The 16,582-nt window shown below is 59.2% G+C and carries 12 protein-coding genes; 6 read left to right on the forward strand and 6 right to left on the reverse strand.

Translation table 11 applies throughout. The features are described 5' to 3' along the window. Positions 1–40 precede the first annotated feature (40 nt). Together rcsC and gyrA are read right to left on the reverse strand one after the other, a co-directional pair. Positions 41–2,902: a two-component system sensor histidine kinase RcsC gene (gene rcsC, locus ACF8MC_RS10305; protein WP_164105217.1), complete on the reverse strand. Its 2,862-nt coding sequence runs from the start codon at positions 2,900–2,902 to the stop codon at positions 41–43. Positions 2,903–3,065: 163 nt separating this feature from the next. Next, entirely contained in the window at positions 3,066–5,708 is a 2,643-nt protein-coding gene (gene gyrA, locus ACF8MC_RS10310; RefSeq protein ID WP_033653780.1) for a DNA topoisomerase (ATP-hydrolyzing) subunit A, read from the reverse strand. A 212-nt stretch (positions 5,709–5,920) separates the two neighbouring features. Between gyrA and ubiG the strand changes: the two genes are divergently transcribed. The 4 genes from ubiG (at position 5,921) to yfaE (ending at position 10,835) form a co-directional block, all read left to right on the forward strand. Beyond that, positions 5,921–6,646 (forward strand): bifunctional 2-polyprenyl-6-hydroxyphenol methylase/3-demethylubiquinol 3-O-methyltransferase UbiG, encoded by a 726-nt coding sequence (gene ubiG / locus ACF8MC_RS10315; protein ID WP_164105216.1) that lies wholly within the window; start codon positions 5,921–5,923, stop codon positions 6,644–6,646. 438 nt (positions 6,647–7,084) lie between these two features. Next, a complete protein-coding gene (nrdA, locus tag ACF8MC_RS10320; RefSeq protein ID WP_033635301.1) occupies positions 7,085–9,373 on the forward strand; it encodes a class 1a ribonucleoside-diphosphate reductase subunit alpha in 2,289 nt (762 codons plus the stop codon). Positions 9,374–9,440: 67 nt separating this feature from the next. Further along, positions 9,441–10,571 (forward strand): class Ia ribonucleoside-diphosphate reductase subunit beta, encoded by a 1,131-nt coding sequence (nrdB, locus tag ACF8MC_RS10325; RefSeq protein WP_164105215.1) that lies wholly within the window; start codon positions 9,441–9,443, stop codon positions 10,569–10,571. Between the two features lie 3 nt (positions 10,572–10,574). Then, on the forward strand, positions 10,575–10,835 hold the full coding sequence (yfaE, locus tag ACF8MC_RS10330; RefSeq protein ID WP_033653779.1) for a class I ribonucleotide reductase maintenance protein YfaE: 261 nt from the start codon (positions 10,575–10,577) through the stop codon (positions 10,833–10,835). Positions 10,836–10,894: 59 nt separating this feature from the next. Here yfaE and ACF8MC_RS10335 read toward each other — a convergent pair whose 3' ends face one another. The 3 genes from ACF8MC_RS10335 to ACF8MC_RS10345 form a co-directional block, all read right to left on the reverse strand. After that, on the reverse strand, positions 10,895–11,047 hold the full coding sequence (locus ACF8MC_RS10335; RefSeq protein ID WP_164105214.1) for a Hok/Gef family protein: 153 nt from the start codon (positions 11,045–11,047) through the stop codon (positions 10,895–10,897). Between the two features lie 231 nt (positions 11,048–11,278). Next, positions 11,279–11,401, reverse strand: coding sequence for a helix-turn-helix domain-containing protein (locus tag ACF8MC_RS10340; protein WP_239506358.1), 123 nt, complete (start codon positions 11,399–11,401; stop codon positions 11,279–11,281). Positions 11,402–11,536: 135 nt separating this feature from the next. Continuing rightward, complete coding sequence (locus ACF8MC_RS10345; protein WP_164105213.1) at positions 11,537–12,733, reverse strand: nicotinamide mononucleotide deamidase-related protein YfaY; 1,197 nt, start codon at positions 12,731–12,733, stop codon at positions 11,537–11,539. 245 nt (positions 12,734–12,978) lie between these two features. Here ACF8MC_RS10345 and tyrP point away from each other — a divergent pair, with 245 nt between their 5' ends. Beyond that, a complete protein-coding gene (gene tyrP / locus ACF8MC_RS10350) occupies positions 12,979–14,187 on the forward strand; it encodes a tyrosine transporter TyrP (RefSeq protein ID WP_033653776.1) in 1,209 nt (402 codons plus the stop codon). Positions 14,188–14,234: 47 nt separating this feature from the next. On the opposite strand, the gene ACF8MC_RS10355 is transcribed toward tyrP, so the two are convergent. Continuing rightward, entirely contained in the window at positions 14,235–14,774 is a 540-nt protein-coding gene (locus ACF8MC_RS10355) for a YfaZ family outer membrane protein (RefSeq protein ID WP_004935943.1), read from the reverse strand. Positions 14,775–15,112: 338 nt separating this feature from the next. On the opposite strand from ACF8MC_RS10355, the gene katA reads away from it, so the two are divergent. Continuing rightward, entirely contained in the window at positions 15,113–16,549 is a 1,437-nt protein-coding gene (gene katA, locus ACF8MC_RS10360; RefSeq protein WP_033653775.1) for a catalase KatA, read from the forward strand. The last annotated feature ends 33 nt before the right edge of the window (positions 16,550–16,582 follow it).

The raw sequence follows: 16,582 nt of genomic DNA on the forward strand, positions 1-16,582 counted from the left end.
ACGCCAAACAGGCACGGCATTCGCCGTGCCTGTTTGCTTTTCAAGCCTCGCTGCGGCTGTAGCGCACCTGCTGGCTGTAGTAAGCCAACGTCTGTTCCAGCGTCTCCAGCGTGACCGGTTTCGACAGGCAATTATCCATACCCGCCTCGAGGCAACGCTGCTTCTCTTCCGCCAGCGCGTTCGCCGTCACGCCGATCACCGGCGCGCTGAACTGCATCTGCCGCAGCGCCTGCGTCAGACGATAACCGTCCATATTCGGCATATTGACGTCGGTCAGCACAATATCGACGCGATGCTGTTTCAGCACGCCGAGCGCGTCGACGCCGTCGTTGGCGGTCACCACCTGATATCCCAGCGATCCCAGCTGATCGGACAACAGGCGACGGTTGATCGGATGATCGTCGACCACCAGCAGATGAATATCGCCGTTGTCCGCCGCGCTGGCCTTGGCGGGCACCGGCAGCTGCACCAGCGCCTCTGCCGCACCACTGCCGACGCCGAACAACCGGTTGAGCAAGGTCAGCGTTTCACGCGGCGTGGAGGTGCTGTGCATCCAATAGCCCGGCCGGGTTTCCTGTGATGGGCCAATATGCTCGGTGGAGAATTGGATCTGAGCCAGCAGCGGCGCATCCAGCATCAGCGGATGATCGCTGAGCAGCACCTCTCCCGCGGCGGTCTCCTGCCCGTCATAGCGCTGGATATCGGCGCCGTAGCCGCCCAGGATCGCCATCAGGTAGCTTTCCAGCCGCTGATTGCGGATATCCAGCCACAGCCGACGCCCCTGCCAGGTATCGCTGGCCTGCGGGATCGGGAACTGGGCGTTAAACAATGGAATGCGAATGCTGAACAAGCTGCCCAGGCCCGGCTCGGACTCGACGGAGACGTCGCCGTCCATCAGGTTGACCAATTTCTCGCAGATCGCCAATCCCAGGCCGGTGCCCTGGAAATGACGCTGCACGCCGGTCCCCACCTGGAAGAACGGATCGAACAGGCGCGAAATCTCCTTCTCCGGGATGCCGACGCCGGTATCGCGCACGCTGAACTCCAGGTAGCTGCCGCGGGTGCAGACCTGCAGCACGATACAGCCGGTATCGGTGAACTTGATGGCGTTGTTCACCAGGTTGGAGAGCACCTGCTGCAGCCGCACCGGATCGCCGAAGATGCGCTCCGGCACGTTCTGTTCGATAAAGCAGTACAGCCCCAGACGTTTCTTGACCACCAGCGGCAAATAGTTGCCGGCGATATGGGTGATCACCTCCAGACAGGAGAACTCGCGCGGTTCAATCTTCAACTGCTCGGACTCGATTTTGGAGAAATCGAGGATGTCGCTGATGATTTTCAGCAGCAGGCCGGAAGAGTTGTTCATCGCATTGACCAGCCGATCGACCCCTTGCGGCAACGCCTTGGTTTGCAGCAGATCAAGGTTGCCGATAATGCCGTACAGCGGCGTGCGCAGCTCATGGCTGACGGTGGCCAGGAACATCGATTTCGACTGGCTGGCCTGCTCCGCCGCCGCCGCCATCTCCTGCAGCGACTCTTCCATTTTCACGCGCGCGCTGACGTCCACCAACACGCAAATCGCCACCTCTTCGTTACGGTAGCGCGAATGGACAAAGCTGATCTGCAGGTTATTGTTGTTGCTGGTCATCACATCGACGAAATTCGCCTGCTGTTCGCAAATGATGCGCGTTATGCGATCGCGATCTTCGTGGGTCAACAGGTTGATGTAGTTGTGCGCCAGTTCGTTACTCAGGATGTTGGTGCCGTCGCTGATGCGCAGGATACAGATGCCCACCGGCGCCGAAGCGACGATCTTGCGGTTGAACTGCTCGTGCTCTTCCAGGCGAAACGCGTTGTCCTCCGCCGGCAGGAACATTTTACGCTCAAACAGCCACGCCAGCGTGAACAGCACGATGGCCGACAGCAGGTTCAGCAACAGCGCGTTGAGGATCAGCATTTTGAAGCGTTCCACCACGTTTTTCACCGGCAGCGCATAGACGATGCTCAGCGAAGAAGGCGGCAGCGCTTTCTTCAGGATCAGGTCGCGGTAATTGTCGACATAACCGAAGTAGGCATGCTCTTCGGGGTAGCTGTTGAGCGCAGCGGCATAGCGTTCGCCATCCGCCAGGCGCAGCACCGGCTCGTTGTTCTCATCCAGCAGCGTGACGCCGATCGGCAGGTTGCCGGCGGTAACGAAATCTTCCAGCCGAACGGTTTGCTCGATGCCCAGCAACGCCTCCAGTTTGTTGCCAATATAGAGAGGCGTCAGCACGTACAGATAACCGACGTCCGGCCGCTGCGCGCTGGGGCTGATCCAATACAGGTTGTTGTCTTTGTCGAGATTCTTGGCGTTGCGGTATTTCAGAATCCGCTCGTGCAGCAACTTCAGCATGTTTTCCCGATTGGCGCTCGCGTTGCCGCCGCCGAATTCCGCCATACACAGGCTGTCGCCGCCGATGAAGAACACCCGGTTGAGATCGTAGGCCGCCACGAAGTTCTCTTTCCAATACTGGATCAGGCCGCTCAGCGAATCGAGCGAACTGCGATAGGTGGTGCTCAGCGCGCAGTTGGACTCCGGGTACAGCGGAAAGAATTGCGGCGGGCTGCCCTTGCCGGGGATCACGCCGCTGAACATGTCCAGGCCGCTGACCGAACCGTTGAGGCGATTTTCCGCCATATACTTGATGTCGCGAATGATGTCAGCGGAGTGACGGATGTAGCCCTGCGCCTGGTCGAAGTTGAGGTTGTACTCCTGCCGGATGTCCGATTCTTTCTGATGCAGGATATTCAGAATATAAAAGGTGGTGAGCAGCGCACCCAACGACCACAGCAAAATCGCCAGTACCCGGAACAGATAGCGGGATATCTTCAGCGTAGTTCGAAAAGAGGCTAAGTATTTCAATCGGATACCATACGAAAGTCAGTGGCGGCGCACGCTGTCGCCGGCGCGGCGGCCGGCGGCTCGGTGCGCCAATTAAACCATATAACTGAAAAAGGGCCTAGCATCGCTGCCAGACCCTTTTGTCTCAGTGCATCATGGTGCCGGCATGCCGACGCCCTTTGCTTTAAACGTTGTCGTCGTCCATCGGCTCAGCCGCGTCGTCGCCATCGTCCAGCGGCGTGGTGTCTTCTTCCACCGCTTCCGCGCCCGGCTCCAGGCTGTCCAGCTCTTCGTCTTCCACCGGCTCGGCCACGCGCTGCAGACCGACGACGTTTTCGTCTTCCGCCGTGCGGATCAGCGTCACGCCCTGGGTGTTACGGCCCACCACGCTGACTTCCGAAACGCGGGTACGCACCAGCGTGCCGGCATCGGTGATCATCATGATCTGGTCGCTGGTTTCCACCTGCACGGCGCCGACCACCTGGCCGTTACGCTCGCTCACCTTGATGGAGATAACCCCCTGGGTGGCGCGCGACTTGGTCGGGTACTCGGTCACCGCGGTACGTTTACCGAAGCCGTTTTGCGTGACGGTCAGGATGTCGCCTTCGCCTCGCGGCACAATCAGCGAGATCACGCTGTCGCCTTCGCCGAGGTTGATGCCGCGCACGCCGGTCGCGGTACGGCCCATCGAACGCACCTGCGTTTCCGGGAAGCGCACCACTTTACCGTTGGCGGAGAACAGCATCACTTCGTTGCTGCCGTCGGTCAGATCGACACCGATCAGCTCGTCACCCTCGTTGAGGTTGACGGCGATGATGCCGGCGCTGCGTGGGCGGCTGAACTCGGTCAGCGCAGTTTTCTTCACGGTACCGCTGGCGGTGGCCATGAACACGTGGCGCCCTTCTTCATACTCGCGCACCGGCAGAATGGCGGTGATACGCTCATCGGCTTCCAGCGGCAGCAGGTTGACGATTGGGCGACCGCGCGCGCCGCGGCTGGCTTCAGGCAGTTGGTACACCTTCATCCAGTACAGGCGGCCACGGCTGGAGAAACACAGGATCGTATCGTGGGTGTTGGCCACCAGCAGACGATCGATAAAGTCTTCTTCTTTGATACGCGCCGCAGACTTGCCTTTGCCGCCGCGGCGCTGCGCTTCATAGTCGGACAGCGGCTGATACTTCACGTAGCCCTGGTGAGACAGGGTCACCACCACGTCTTCCTGGTTGATCAGGTCTTCGATGTTGATGTCGGAAGTATTGGCGGTGATCTCGGTGCGGCGGCCGTCGTTGTACAGCTCTTTGACTGCCACCAGCTCTTCGCGGATCACTTCCATCAGGCGCTCTGGGCTTTCCAGGATAAAGATCAGCTCGGCGATAAAGTTGAGCAGCTCTTTATATTCGTCCAGCAGCTTCTCGTGCTCCAGGCCGGTCAGTTTCTGCAGGCGCAGATCCAGAATCGCCTGAGCCTGCTGCTCGGTCAGGTAGTATTTGCCGTCGCGGATGCCGAACTCCGGCTCCAGCCACTCAGGGCGGGCGGCGTCGTCACCGGCGCGCTCCAGCATGGCGCTGACGTTGCCCAGATCCCACGGCTGCGCCACCAGCGCGACTTTCGCTTCGGCCGGGGTCGGCGCACGGCGAATCAGCTCGATGATCGGATCGATGTTGGCCAGCGCGATAGCCAGCGCTTCCAGGATATGGGCGCGGTCGCGGGCCTTGCGCAGTTCGAAGATGGTGCGACGCGTAACCACTTCGCGGCGGTGACGCACGAAGGCTTCGAGGATGTCTTTCAGGTTCAGCAGCTTAGGCTGGCCCTGATGCAGCGCGACCATGTTGATGCCGAAAGTGACCTGCAGTTGCGTCAGCGCATACAGGTTGTTCAGCACCACTTCGCCGACCGCGTCGCGTTTGACTTCGATCACGATGCGCATGCCGTCTTTATCGGACTCGTCGCGCAGCGCGCTGATGCCTTCCACACGCTTTTCTTTCACCAGCTCGGCGATCTTCTCGATCAGACGCGCCTTGTTCACCTGATACGGGATCTCGTGAACGATGATGGTTTCGCGCCCGGTCTTGGCGTCGGCTTCCACTTCCGCGCGCGCGCGCAGGTAGACTTTGCCGCGCCCGGTGCGGTAGGCCTCTTCAATGCCGCGACGGCCGTTGATGATCGCCGCCGTCGGGAAGTCCGGCCCCGGGATGTGTTCCATCAGCCCTTCGATGCTGATGTTTTCATCGTCGATATAGGCCAGGCAGCCGTTGACGACTTCCGCCAGGTTGTGCGGCGGGATATTGGTGGCCATGCCCACGGCGATGCCCGACGAGCCGTTGACCAGCAGGTTCGGGATCTTGGTCGGCATGACGGCCGGGATCTGCTCGGTGCCATCATAGTTAGGCACGAAGTCGACGGTTTCTTTTTCCAGATCCGCCAACAGTTCGTGAGCAATCTTGGACATGCGCACTTCGGTATAACGCATCGCCGCGGCGGAGTCGCCGTCGACGGAGCCGAAGTTACCCTGACCGTCCACCAGCATGTAGCGCAGTGAAAACGGCTGAGCCATACGCACGATAGTGTCGTAAACCGCGATGTCACCGTGCGGGTGATATTTACCGATCACGTCCCCGACGACACGGGCCGATTTCTTGTATGGTTTATTCCAGTCGTTACCCAATACGCTCATCGCGTACAGAACGCGGCGGTGAACCGGCTTCAGTCCATCACGAACATCTGGCAGCGCACGTCCGACAATAACGGACATCGCATAGTCCAGATACGAGTTTTTCAACTCGTCTTCGATGTTTACCGGTGTGATTTCTCTGGCAAGGTCGCTCATGGAGCTGCTATCCCTCTACTAATGATTCATCTGCCCGCTGCCATAGTGGCAAAGGTGTAAAACTATATCACAAAGCACGCTTTACGGGAAAATAACCGCCGCTGTTTCACGGAAATTGTGCAGATAAGTGCGCTAAAAACGCATCGGCGCAGACGATGCCGCGCCGGAACATGTATAATCCGCGCAACGAGAACAAGGAGCCAGACAAGCCCATGAACGCAGAATCATCCAGCCGAGTGCAAAACGTTGACCACCAGGAAATCGCCAAGTTCGAGGCCGTCGCCTCCCGCTGGTGGGATTTGGAAGGCGAGTTCAAACCGCTGCACCGCATCAACCCGCTGCGCCTGAACTACATCATGCAGCGCGCCGGCGGCATTTTTGACAAGCAGGTGCTCGACGTGGGCTGCGGCGGCGGCATTCTGGCGGAAAGCATGGCGCGCGAGGGCGCCAAGGTGACCGGGCTGGACATGGGCGCGGAGCCGCTGCAGGTCGCGCGGCTGCACGCGCTGGAAAGCGGCATGGACGTCACCTATGTGCAGGAGACGGTGGAAAGCCACGCTCAGGCCAACCCGCAACGCTACGACGTGGTCACCTGCATGGAGATGCTGGAGCACGTGCCGGATCCGGCCTCGGTGGTGCGCGCCTGCGCCCAGCTGGTGAAACCGGGCGGCCACGTGTTCTTCTCCACCATCAACCGCAACACCAAAGCCTGGCTGATGGCGGTGTTCGGCGCGGAGTACGTGCTGAAGATGGTGCCGCAGGGCACCCACGATCATAAGAAGTTCATTCGCCCTTCCGAACTGATCGGCTGGGTCGACGGCACGCCGCTGCGCGAAAAGCACATGATCGGCCTGCATTACAACCCGATCACCGATCATTTCAAGCTTGGGCGCAACGTTGACGTGAACTACATGGTGCACACCCAGCACGAAGGTTAAGCGCTGTAAACCGCGCCGGCCCTGCATTACCGGGGGGCGGCGCCGTTGGCGCATTCGGAAAAATACCTAATTTCCGCGTCTTCGATCAAAATACCCGTTGTAAACAGTTTTTTAGAATATTAAATCAGATCAATATGCCGTTTTTTTCTAACGTTTAATAAAGCGCCAAACGATCGATTTTTTCAGTTTTTCAGTAAAATCTGATCGCGCTTATTGACAAGCTTGTCGCGCCAGTCACGGCGCGCACTGAGAACGGCAAGTTACATTTCACCCCCAAGTTATCCACAAATTAGGCCGGTTTTGTTCACTTGCAAACGCCGTTTTTTCTCACTATCTTGTTACCTCACCGACATACAACCCCTATATATAGTGTTTACATACTGAGCAGAGCGACTACACTTCTGCTTAGGGGCACCATACGGACAGGTAAAACACCACATGAACCAAAGTCTGCTTGTAACTAAACGCGATGGCCGTAAAGAGCGCATCAATCTCGACAAAATCCACCGGGTCATCGATTGGGCCGCAGAGGGATTACACAACGTCTCGGTTTCTCAAGTAGAGTTGCGTTCACACATTCAGTTTTATGACGGCATCAAAACCGCCGACATTCACGAAACCATCATCAAAGCCGCAGCCGATCTGATCTCCCGCGATGCGCCGGACTATCAGTACCTGGCCGCTCGCCTGGCGATCTTCCACCTGCGTAAAAAGGCTTATGGCCAGTTCGAGCCGCCGAAGCTGCACGCTCACGTGACGCGCATGGTCGAGATGGGCAAATACGATAAGCATCTGCTGGAAGACTACAGCGCTGAAGAGTTCGAGCAGATGGATTCCTTTATCGATCACTGGCGCGACATGAACTTCTCTTATGCCGCCGTCAAGCAGCTGGAAGGCAAGTATCTGGTGCAGAACCGCGTCAGCGGCGAGATCTACGAAAGCGCCCAGTTCCTGTACATGCTGGTGTCCGCCTGCCTGTTCTCCAACTACCCGCGTGAAACCCGTCTGGACTACGTCAAACGTTTCTACGACGCGATTTCCACCTTCAAGATTTCGCTGCCTACGCCGATCATGTCCGGCGTGCGCACCCCAACCCGCCAGTTCAGCTCCTGCGTGCTGATCGAGTGCGGCGACAGCCTGGATTCCATCAACGCCACCTCCAGCGCCATTGTGAAATACGTTTCGCAGCGCGCCGGCATCGGCATCAACGCAGGCCGCATCCGCGCGCTGGGCAGCCCGATCCGCGGCGGTGAAGCCTTCCATACCGGCTGTATTCCGTTCTACAAACACTTCCAGACCGCCGTCAAATCCTGCTCGCAGGGCGGCGTGCGCGGTGGCGCGGCAACGTTGTTCTACCCGATGTGGCACCTGGAAGTGGAAAGCCTGCTGGTGTTGAAAAACAACCGTGGCGTTGAAGGCAACCGCGTGCGTCACATGGACTACGGCGTGCAGCTGAACCGCCTGATGTACCAGCGTCTGATCAAGGGCGAAGACATCACCCTGTTCAGCCCGTCCGACGTGCCGGGGCTGTATGACGCGTTCTTCGCCGATCAGGACGAATTCGAACGCCTGTACACCCAGTACGAGAAAGACGACAGCATTCGCCAGAAGCGCGTGAAAGCGGTTGAGCTGTTCTCGCTGATGATGCAAGAGCGCGCCTCTACCGGCCGCATCTACATCCAGAACGTCGACCACTGCAACACCCACAGCCCGTTCGATCCGCAGATCGCGCCGGTGCGTCAGTCCAACCTGTGCCTGGAAATCGCCCTGCCGACCAAGCCGCTGGAAGACGTCAACGACGAAAACGGCGAGATCGCGCTGTGCACCCTGTCCGCCTTCAACCTGGGCGCGATCGACAGCCTGGACGATCTGGAAGAGCTGGCGACCCTGGCGGTGCGCTCGCTCGACGCCCTGCTGGATTACCAGGATTATCCGATCAAGGCCGCGCACCGTGGCGCGATGGGCCGCCGCACCCTGGGCATCGGCGTTATCAACTTCGCCTATTACCTGGCGAAGAACGGCGTGCGCTACTCCGACGGCAGCGCCAACAACCTGACGCACAAAACGTTCGAAGCCATTCAGTACTACCTGCTGAAAGCCTCCAACCGCCTGGCTCAGGAACAAGGCGCTTGCCCGTGGTTCAAAGAGACCACTTATTCGCAGGGTATCCTGCCGATCGACACCTACAAGAAAGACCTGGATGCGGTCTGCAGCGAGCCGCTGCACTACGACTGGGAAACCCTGCGTAAAGAGATCCAGGAAACCGGCCTGCGCAACTCGACCCTGTCTGCGCTGATGCCATCGGAAACCTCTTCGCAGATTTCCAACGCCACCAACGGCATCGAGCCGCCGCGCGGCCACATCAGCATCAAGGCGTCGAAAGACGGCATCCTGCGCCAGGTGGTGCCGGAGTATGAGCGCCTGAAAGACAACTACGAGCTGCTGTGGGAAATGCCGAGCAACGACGGCTATCTGCAGCTGGTGGGGCTGATGCAGAAATTCATCGACCAGTCGATTTCGGCCAACACCAACTACGATCCGACCCGCTTCCCGGGCGGCAAGGTGCCGATGAAGCAGCTGTTGAAAGACCTGCTCACCACCTACAAGTTCGGCGTGAAAACGCTGTACTACCAAAACACCCGCGACGGTGCGGAAGACGCCCAGGAAGATTTGCAGCCTGCCAAAGCCGGCGATGACGACTGCGAAAGCGGCGCCTGCAAGATCTAAAGTTTGACCTAGCGGGCCGGAATTTTCCGGCCCCTTCATTTAGCCACGTTACGATGGATTCAGGCTTATGGCTTACACCACTTTTTCTCAGACCAAAAACGACCAGCTGCAAGAGCCGATGTTCTTCGGCCAGTCGGTAAACGTTGCGCGTTTCGACCAGCAAAAGCATGAAATCTTCGAAAAGCTGATCGAAAAACAGCTCTCCTTCTTCTGGCGCCCGGAAGAAGTTGACGTCTCCCGCGATCGCATCGATTACCAGGCGCTGCCGGAGCACGAGAAGCATATCTTCATCAGCAACCTGAAGTATCAGACGCTGCTGGATTCCATCCAGGGCCGCAGCCCAAACGTCGCCCTGCTGCCGCTGATCTCGATCCCTGAGCTGGAAACCTGGGTGGAAACCTGGTCATTCTCCGAGACCATCCACTCCCGTTCTTACACCCACATCATCCGCAATATCGTCAACGATCCGGCGCTGGTATTCGACGACATCGTCACCAACGAAGAGATCAAGAAGCGCGCGAAAGACATCTCCGGCTATTACGACGATCTGATCGAGATGACCAGCTACTATCACCTGCTGGGTGAAGGCACCCACCAGGTGAACGGTAAAACCGTCACCGTCAATCTGCGCGCGCTGAAGAAACAGCTGTACCTGTGCCTGATGAGCGTGAACGCGCTGGAAGCGATCCGCTTCTACGTCAGCTTCGCCTGCTCCTTCGCGTTCGCCGAGCGCGAACTGATGGAAGGCAACGCCAAAATCATCAAGCTGATCGCCCGCGACGAAGCGCTGCACCTGACCGGCACCCAGCACATGCTGAACCTGATGCGTTCCGGCGCCGACGATCCGGAAATGGCGGAGATCGCCGAGGAGTGCCAACAGCAGTGCTACGATCTGTTCGTGCTGGCTGCCCAGCAGGAAAAAGAGTGGGCGGAATACCTGTTCCGCGACGGCTCGATGATTGGCCTGAACAAAGACATTCTGTGCCAGTATGTAGAATACATCACCAATATCCGCATGCAGGCGGTCGGCCTCGGTCTGCCGTTCGAAACCCGCTCCAACCCGATCCCATGGATCAACGCCTGGCTGGTGTCCGACAACGTGCAGGTGGCGCCGCAGGAAGTGGAAGTGAGCTCCTACCTGGTTGGCCAGATCGACTCGGAGATCAACGCCGACGACCTGAGCAACTTCGAACTGTAAGCGATGGCGACGCCAATCGTAACGCTGCGCGCCGCCGGCACGCAGCTCTCCTGCCCCAACAGTGAAAACTGCCTGCTCGACGTGCTGGAATTGCACGACGTGCAGGTAGAGTACCAATGCCGCTCCGGCTATTGCGGCGCCTGCCGCCTGAAGCTGGTGAAAGGCGAAGTGGCCTACCGCCAACAGCCGCTGGCGTTTATCAACGCCGGCGAGATCCTGCCCTGCTGCTGTATGCCGCTGACGGATATCGAGCTGGAAATGTAAAGTCGGGTGCCGGAAACCGCGCCTGGAGACCAGAAGGCGGGGTTGCCCCCGCCCTATGATTACCGCTTCATCTCACACGCCAACCTGATCAGGATAGTGATATTTTCCTGGTAGATTTTCAGCTCGCACAGCGAGTCTCTTATCATCCAGATAAATAACAAAACCGTAATACATACAACGGTTAGCGAATGAAACACATGCCTTAAGCGCATGCTTGCCTCCTTGCTGTGAAGGGGCTACCATACCGGTGTCTAGGCGGTATGTGCAGCCCCATTCTGATTGAGAGTCAGTCTGGGGCTTTCATCTATCCGCCTTGTCACACAATGCCCAAGACGAACAGTCTCAAGCACCCGCCAAAAGAGTAACAGCATTCCCTCGCCGCGAATATCCCCTATAAGATTATGATTAATCAGGGATATATAACTATCCTCAAAGTAATTCGCTTAACGCCCCTTTCCTGCCGAGGCGGAAAAATAACGCACCGGAGAATCGCCAAAGGCTTTGCGAAGCATGGCGATAAAATTACTCGGCGAGGCATATCCCAGCGTTTCCGCGATCTGCAGCACGGTTTCGCCGCGCAGGCGCTCAGGAACTACGGTGCAGATCTGCAAACGCGGGGCGCGGCGGCGATACACCTTTCACGTCTGGCGTCCGAACGGCTGCAGCAAAGCCGTGACGCCGGCAACTCGGCGCCATGACCGTCACTCGATAATCTCCACCACCTCCAGCCAGGCGTTTTTACCGCACGCCTGGCCCCCATTCAGCCAGCGGCGCAGCATATCCAGCGCCAGCATCGCCACCGACTCTTGACGCAGCCGCAGGCCGTGGCGAGACGCACGATAACGAACGGTCTGGCCAATCCCGCCGCGCGGCGTATGCAGCGCAATGCTCACCTGCTCGTCGCACATGGCGCTGACCGCCAACGCCAACGGCGCGCCGGTCAATTCCGCCAGCGAGCGGGCGCGCGCCAGCGTGGTTTCCAGCGTTTCGATGCAGTGCGCCGGCAGCAGTTCTCCCCCCGCCAGCGGCGCTCCTTCGCTCTGCAGCTGCAGATTGATCAACCCGGCGCTGAACTGCTCGCTCAACGCCAGCTTCAGCCCTTGCTGATTCAGGCGCTGCGTCAGCGTCGACGGCAACCCGATAGTGCCTTCAAAGATGCAGTTGTCCCCCGCCACCTCGCGCACGCGCCGCCAGGCCAGCTCCATTTCCGCACGCCGGCTTTCCGGCCCGGTCAGCTTCAGCTCGATGATCGGGCTGGAGGAACGGTAACCCAGCACCACATCCGGCGGCAGCGGCATACCGTCCAGCTCGGCGGCCAGATCGCTCTCGGAGGTGCCGAAGGTGGTCAGGCGCAGGCACAGCGGCGGCGTCGGCAAGGTGAAGCGCCCACGCAGACGCGGCACGATCTGCTGTTCGACCATCACTTTGAATTCCGACGGCACGCCGGGGGTGAAGAACATCTGACATCGGTTCAACTGCAGCGCGAACCCGCAGGCGGTGCCTACCGGGTTATCCAGCATTTCCGCGTTGGCCGGGATCTGCGCCTGCTTGCGGTTGGAAGGGGCCATCGGCCGCCCGCGCTCGGCGAAATAGGCTTCCATGCGCGCCAGCCAGTCGGCCCGTTCAACCAGCTCGACGCCGCAGGCTTTGGCGGCGGCCAGCGCGCTGAGATCGTCGCTGGTCGGCCCCAGGCCGCCGTTGACGATCAGCACATCGGCGATATGGCTTCGTTCCTGCAGGATCTCGATCAACGCAGAGAGGCTGTCCCCGACCGTTTCCCGCCCGCTCATCGGCACTCCCTGCCGGAACAGGTAGTCCGCCAGCCAGGCGGCGTTGGTATCAATAATTTGCCCGTGCAGCACCTCATCGCCGGTGCTGAGCATCTCCACCCTTAACATTGATCTCTCCCACATTTTTTGGTCATTCCACTATAGAAGCCCGTAAATAACTTTTCACTAGCCGCCTGCGGATAATTTCAGCCATGGGCCCGTTCCTCATGCGCCATGCAGCCCGCCGCAATGTAAACATTACTGTACATCATGCGTAACGTCGGTTTGACACAAATTAGGGCTTCCACTATCCTGCCATCCTCATAAATCGTTACCTATAATTTTCAAAATCTTTCGGCTGGTAGAGAAAAAACGTGAAGAATCGCACTCTTGGCAGTGTTTTTATCGTGGCGGGCACCACCATTGGCGCCGGGATGCTGGCGATGCCGCTGGCGGCGGCCGGCGTCGGCTTCGGCGTCACGCTGGCCTTACTGGTCGGGCTGTGGCTGTTGATGTGTTACACCGCGCTACTGCTGGTAGAGGTTTACCAGCATGAGCAGGCGGATACCGGTCTGGGCACCCTCGCCAAACGTTATCTCGGCGGCGGCGGCCAGTGGCTGACCAGCTTTAGCATGATGTTCCTGATGTACGCCCTCACCGCCGCCTACATCAGCGGCGCCGGCGAACTGCTCGCCACCAGCATCAGCCAGTGGACGTCGCAGGACTTCCCGGTGTCGCTCGGCGTTCTGCTATTCACCCTGGTAGCCGGCGGCGTGGTGTGCATCGGCACCCACTCGGTCGATTTGTTCAACCGCATCCTGTTCAGCGCCAAAGTGGTATTTCTGGTGGTGATGCTCGGCCTGATGTTGCCGAATATCCATCAAACCAACCTGATGACGCTGCCGCTGGAGCAAGGCCTGGCGCTGTCGGCCATTCCGGTGATCTTCACCTCTTTCGGCTTCCACGGCAGCGTGCCGAGCATCGTCAACTATATGGGCGGCAACATTCGCAAACTGCGCTGGGTGTTTATCATCGGCAGCGCTATCCCGCTGATGGCCTACATCTTCTGGCAGCTGGCAACGCTGGGCAGCATCAGCTCCGACACCTTCGTCGGCATTCTGGCGCAGCAGGCCGGGCTGAACGGTCTGTTGCAGGCGGTGCGCGACGCGGTGGCTTCGCCGCACGTTGAACTGGCGGTGCACCTGTTCGCCGATCTGGCGCTGGCGACCTCGTTCCTCGGCGTCGCGCTCGGGCTGTTCGATTTCCTGGCCGACCTGTTCAAGCGGCAAGACAACGTGCGTGGCCGCCTGCAAACCGGCGCCATCACCTTCTTGCCGCCGCTGGCCTTCGCGCTGTTCTATCCGCGCGGCTTCGTGCTGGCGCTGGGATTCGCCGCCATTGCCTTGTCGGTGTTGGCGCTGCTGTTGCCTTCACTGCTGGTGTGGAAAACGCGCAAAAAACATCAGGCGCAGTATCGCGTCTGGGGCGGTACGCCGGCGCTGGCGTTGGTGTTTGTCTGCGGGGTGACGGTGATCGCCATTCAACTGGGCATCGCCAGCGGCATGCTGCCGGCGGTAGGGTAAGCGGAACAGAAAGAACAAAGGGGCCTGAAGGCCCCTTTTTCACAGTGTCAGAAGCTCAGACCCACGCCGACGTAAGGGCCATCGGCCAGCGTGTTGTCGCGACGCCCGTCTTTGCCTTCCATTTGCATGTAACGGTAGCCCACGTCCACGCTCAGCGGACGGAACTTCCAGCGCAGGCCGCCGCTGGCTTCGTTATAGGCTTTCACGCCGCTGGTGAAGGATTCAGGGGCAAAGTACCCTTCGCCGTGCAGGCTGAAGTAACGGTTGATCTCCCACTCCAGGCCGCCGCCCAGCGCCACCGCCCCGCCGCTCTTCCCGTCTTTCGGGCTGAGGTACAGCGCTTTGGCACCCACGGTCGCCGTCAACGGCCCCAGCGGCACGCCGAAGTTCAGCCCCACGCTGCCGACGTTACCGTCGTGGTCGCTGCGCGCCCAGTTGCCGGTCAGGCCCAGACCAGAAGAGCCGGTGCTCATGCCAACGCCCAGGTTGGTGTAGTGCTGCCCGGCTTCGCCCGACACGCTGATGGCGTTCGCCGCGCCGGTCACCAACAGCAATCCTGCCGCGCACGCGACCCAAGTCTTTTTCATCATCTTTCCCTCTGGTTTGTCATCCGTACCGAATGATCGAATCAACGCATAATAATAACGTCACGAGTCTATACCAAAGCGCAATGAGTATTTAAGGGATAAAAGCGAAAAAATTCTTCAATAATCAAATAAATGTAAATATTTGCAAACAAGATTCTATATTCGTCAAGGCAATGCCAACGATAACCGAGACCTATTTGCCGTCGCTCGGCAATAGGGCTACAACTAGTAGTGGCTTTGACCAAGGTCAGGGGAAGAAGCCCCGCCAAAGGACTATGCTGATGAACGCTTAAACCGCCCGAGTCTTTACTTAACTGCACTACGATAAGGAGCAAGTGATGAGCAAGAAAGGACTGACCACCGCAGCCGGCGCTCCGGTTGTCGATAACAATAACGTGATCACCGCAGGCAAACGCGGCCCGATGCTGTTGCAGGACGTGTGGTTCCTGGAAAAATTGGCCCACTTCGACCGTGAAGTCATCCCCGAGCGCCGCATGCACGCCAAGGGATCCGGCGCTTACGGCACCTTTACCGTCACCCACGACATCACCCGCTACACCCGCGCCAAGATCTTCTCCGAGGTCGGCAAACAGACCGACATGTTCATCCGCTTCTCCACCGTCGCCGGTGAACGCGGCGCCGCCGACGCCGAACGCGACATTCGCGGCTTCGCCATGAAGTTCTATACCGAAGAAGGCAACTGGGATTTGGTGGGTAACGATACGCCGGTGTTCTACCTGCGCGATCCGCTGAAATTCCCCGATCTCAACCACGTGGTGAAACGCGATCCGCATACCAACCTGCGCAACCCCGTCTACAAGTGGGACTTCTTCTCCCACCTGCCGGAGTCGCTGCACCAGCTGACCATTGACTTCAGCGATCGCGGCATTCCGAAGTCCTATCGCCACATGCACGGCTTCGGCAGCCACACCTTCAGCTTTATCAATGCCGCCAACGAGCGTTTCTGGGTGAAATTCCACTTCCGCTGCCAGCAAGGCATTGAAAACCTGATGGATGAAGAAGCGGAAGCGATCATCGCCAAGGATCGCGAAAGCTCACAGCGCGATCTGTTCGACGCGATCAAACGCGGCGACTTCCCGCGCTGGAAGCTGCAAATTCAGATCATGCCGGAACACGAAGCCTCGCAGACGCCATACAACCCGTTCGATCTGACCAAGGTGTGGCCGCACGGCGACTATCCGCTGATCGACGTCGGCTATTTCGAGCTGAACCGCAACCCCGACAACTACTTCTCCGAGGTTGAGCAGGTGGCGATGAACCCCGCCAACGTGGTGCCGGGCATCAGTTTCTCGCCGGATAAAATGCTGCAGGGCCGTCTGTTCTCCTATGGCGATGCGCACCGCTATCGCCTGGGCGTCAATCACCACCAGATCCCGGTGAACGGCGCCAAATGCCCGTTCCACAACTACCATCGCGACGGCGCGATGCGCGTGGACGGCAACAGCGGCAACGGCGCCACCTACGAACCAAACAGCTTCGGCCTGTTCCAGGAGCAGCCGGACTTCAGCGAGCCGCCGCTGAGCATTGAGGGCGCGGCCGACCACTGGAATCATCGTGAAGACGACGATTACTACAGCCAGCCGCGCGCGTTGTTCAACCTGCTGAGCGCCGAAGAGCACCAGCGCATGTTCACCCGCATCGCCGGCGAACTGTCGCAGGTGCCGGAGCAAATCCAGCGCCGTCAGGTCGAGCTGTTCACCAAGGTGCACCCGGACTACGGCGCCGGCGTCGCCAAGGCGCTGGGGCTGCAATAACCCCCTGCCGTCATCCACTCAGCCGCCCTTTCG

This window comes from Serratia sp. LACPHL-BACT-2024-00286 (assembly GCF_043109535.1).
GTDB classification, from domain to species: Bacteria; Pseudomonadota; Gammaproteobacteria; order Enterobacterales; family Enterobacteriaceae; genus Serratia; species Serratia sarumanii.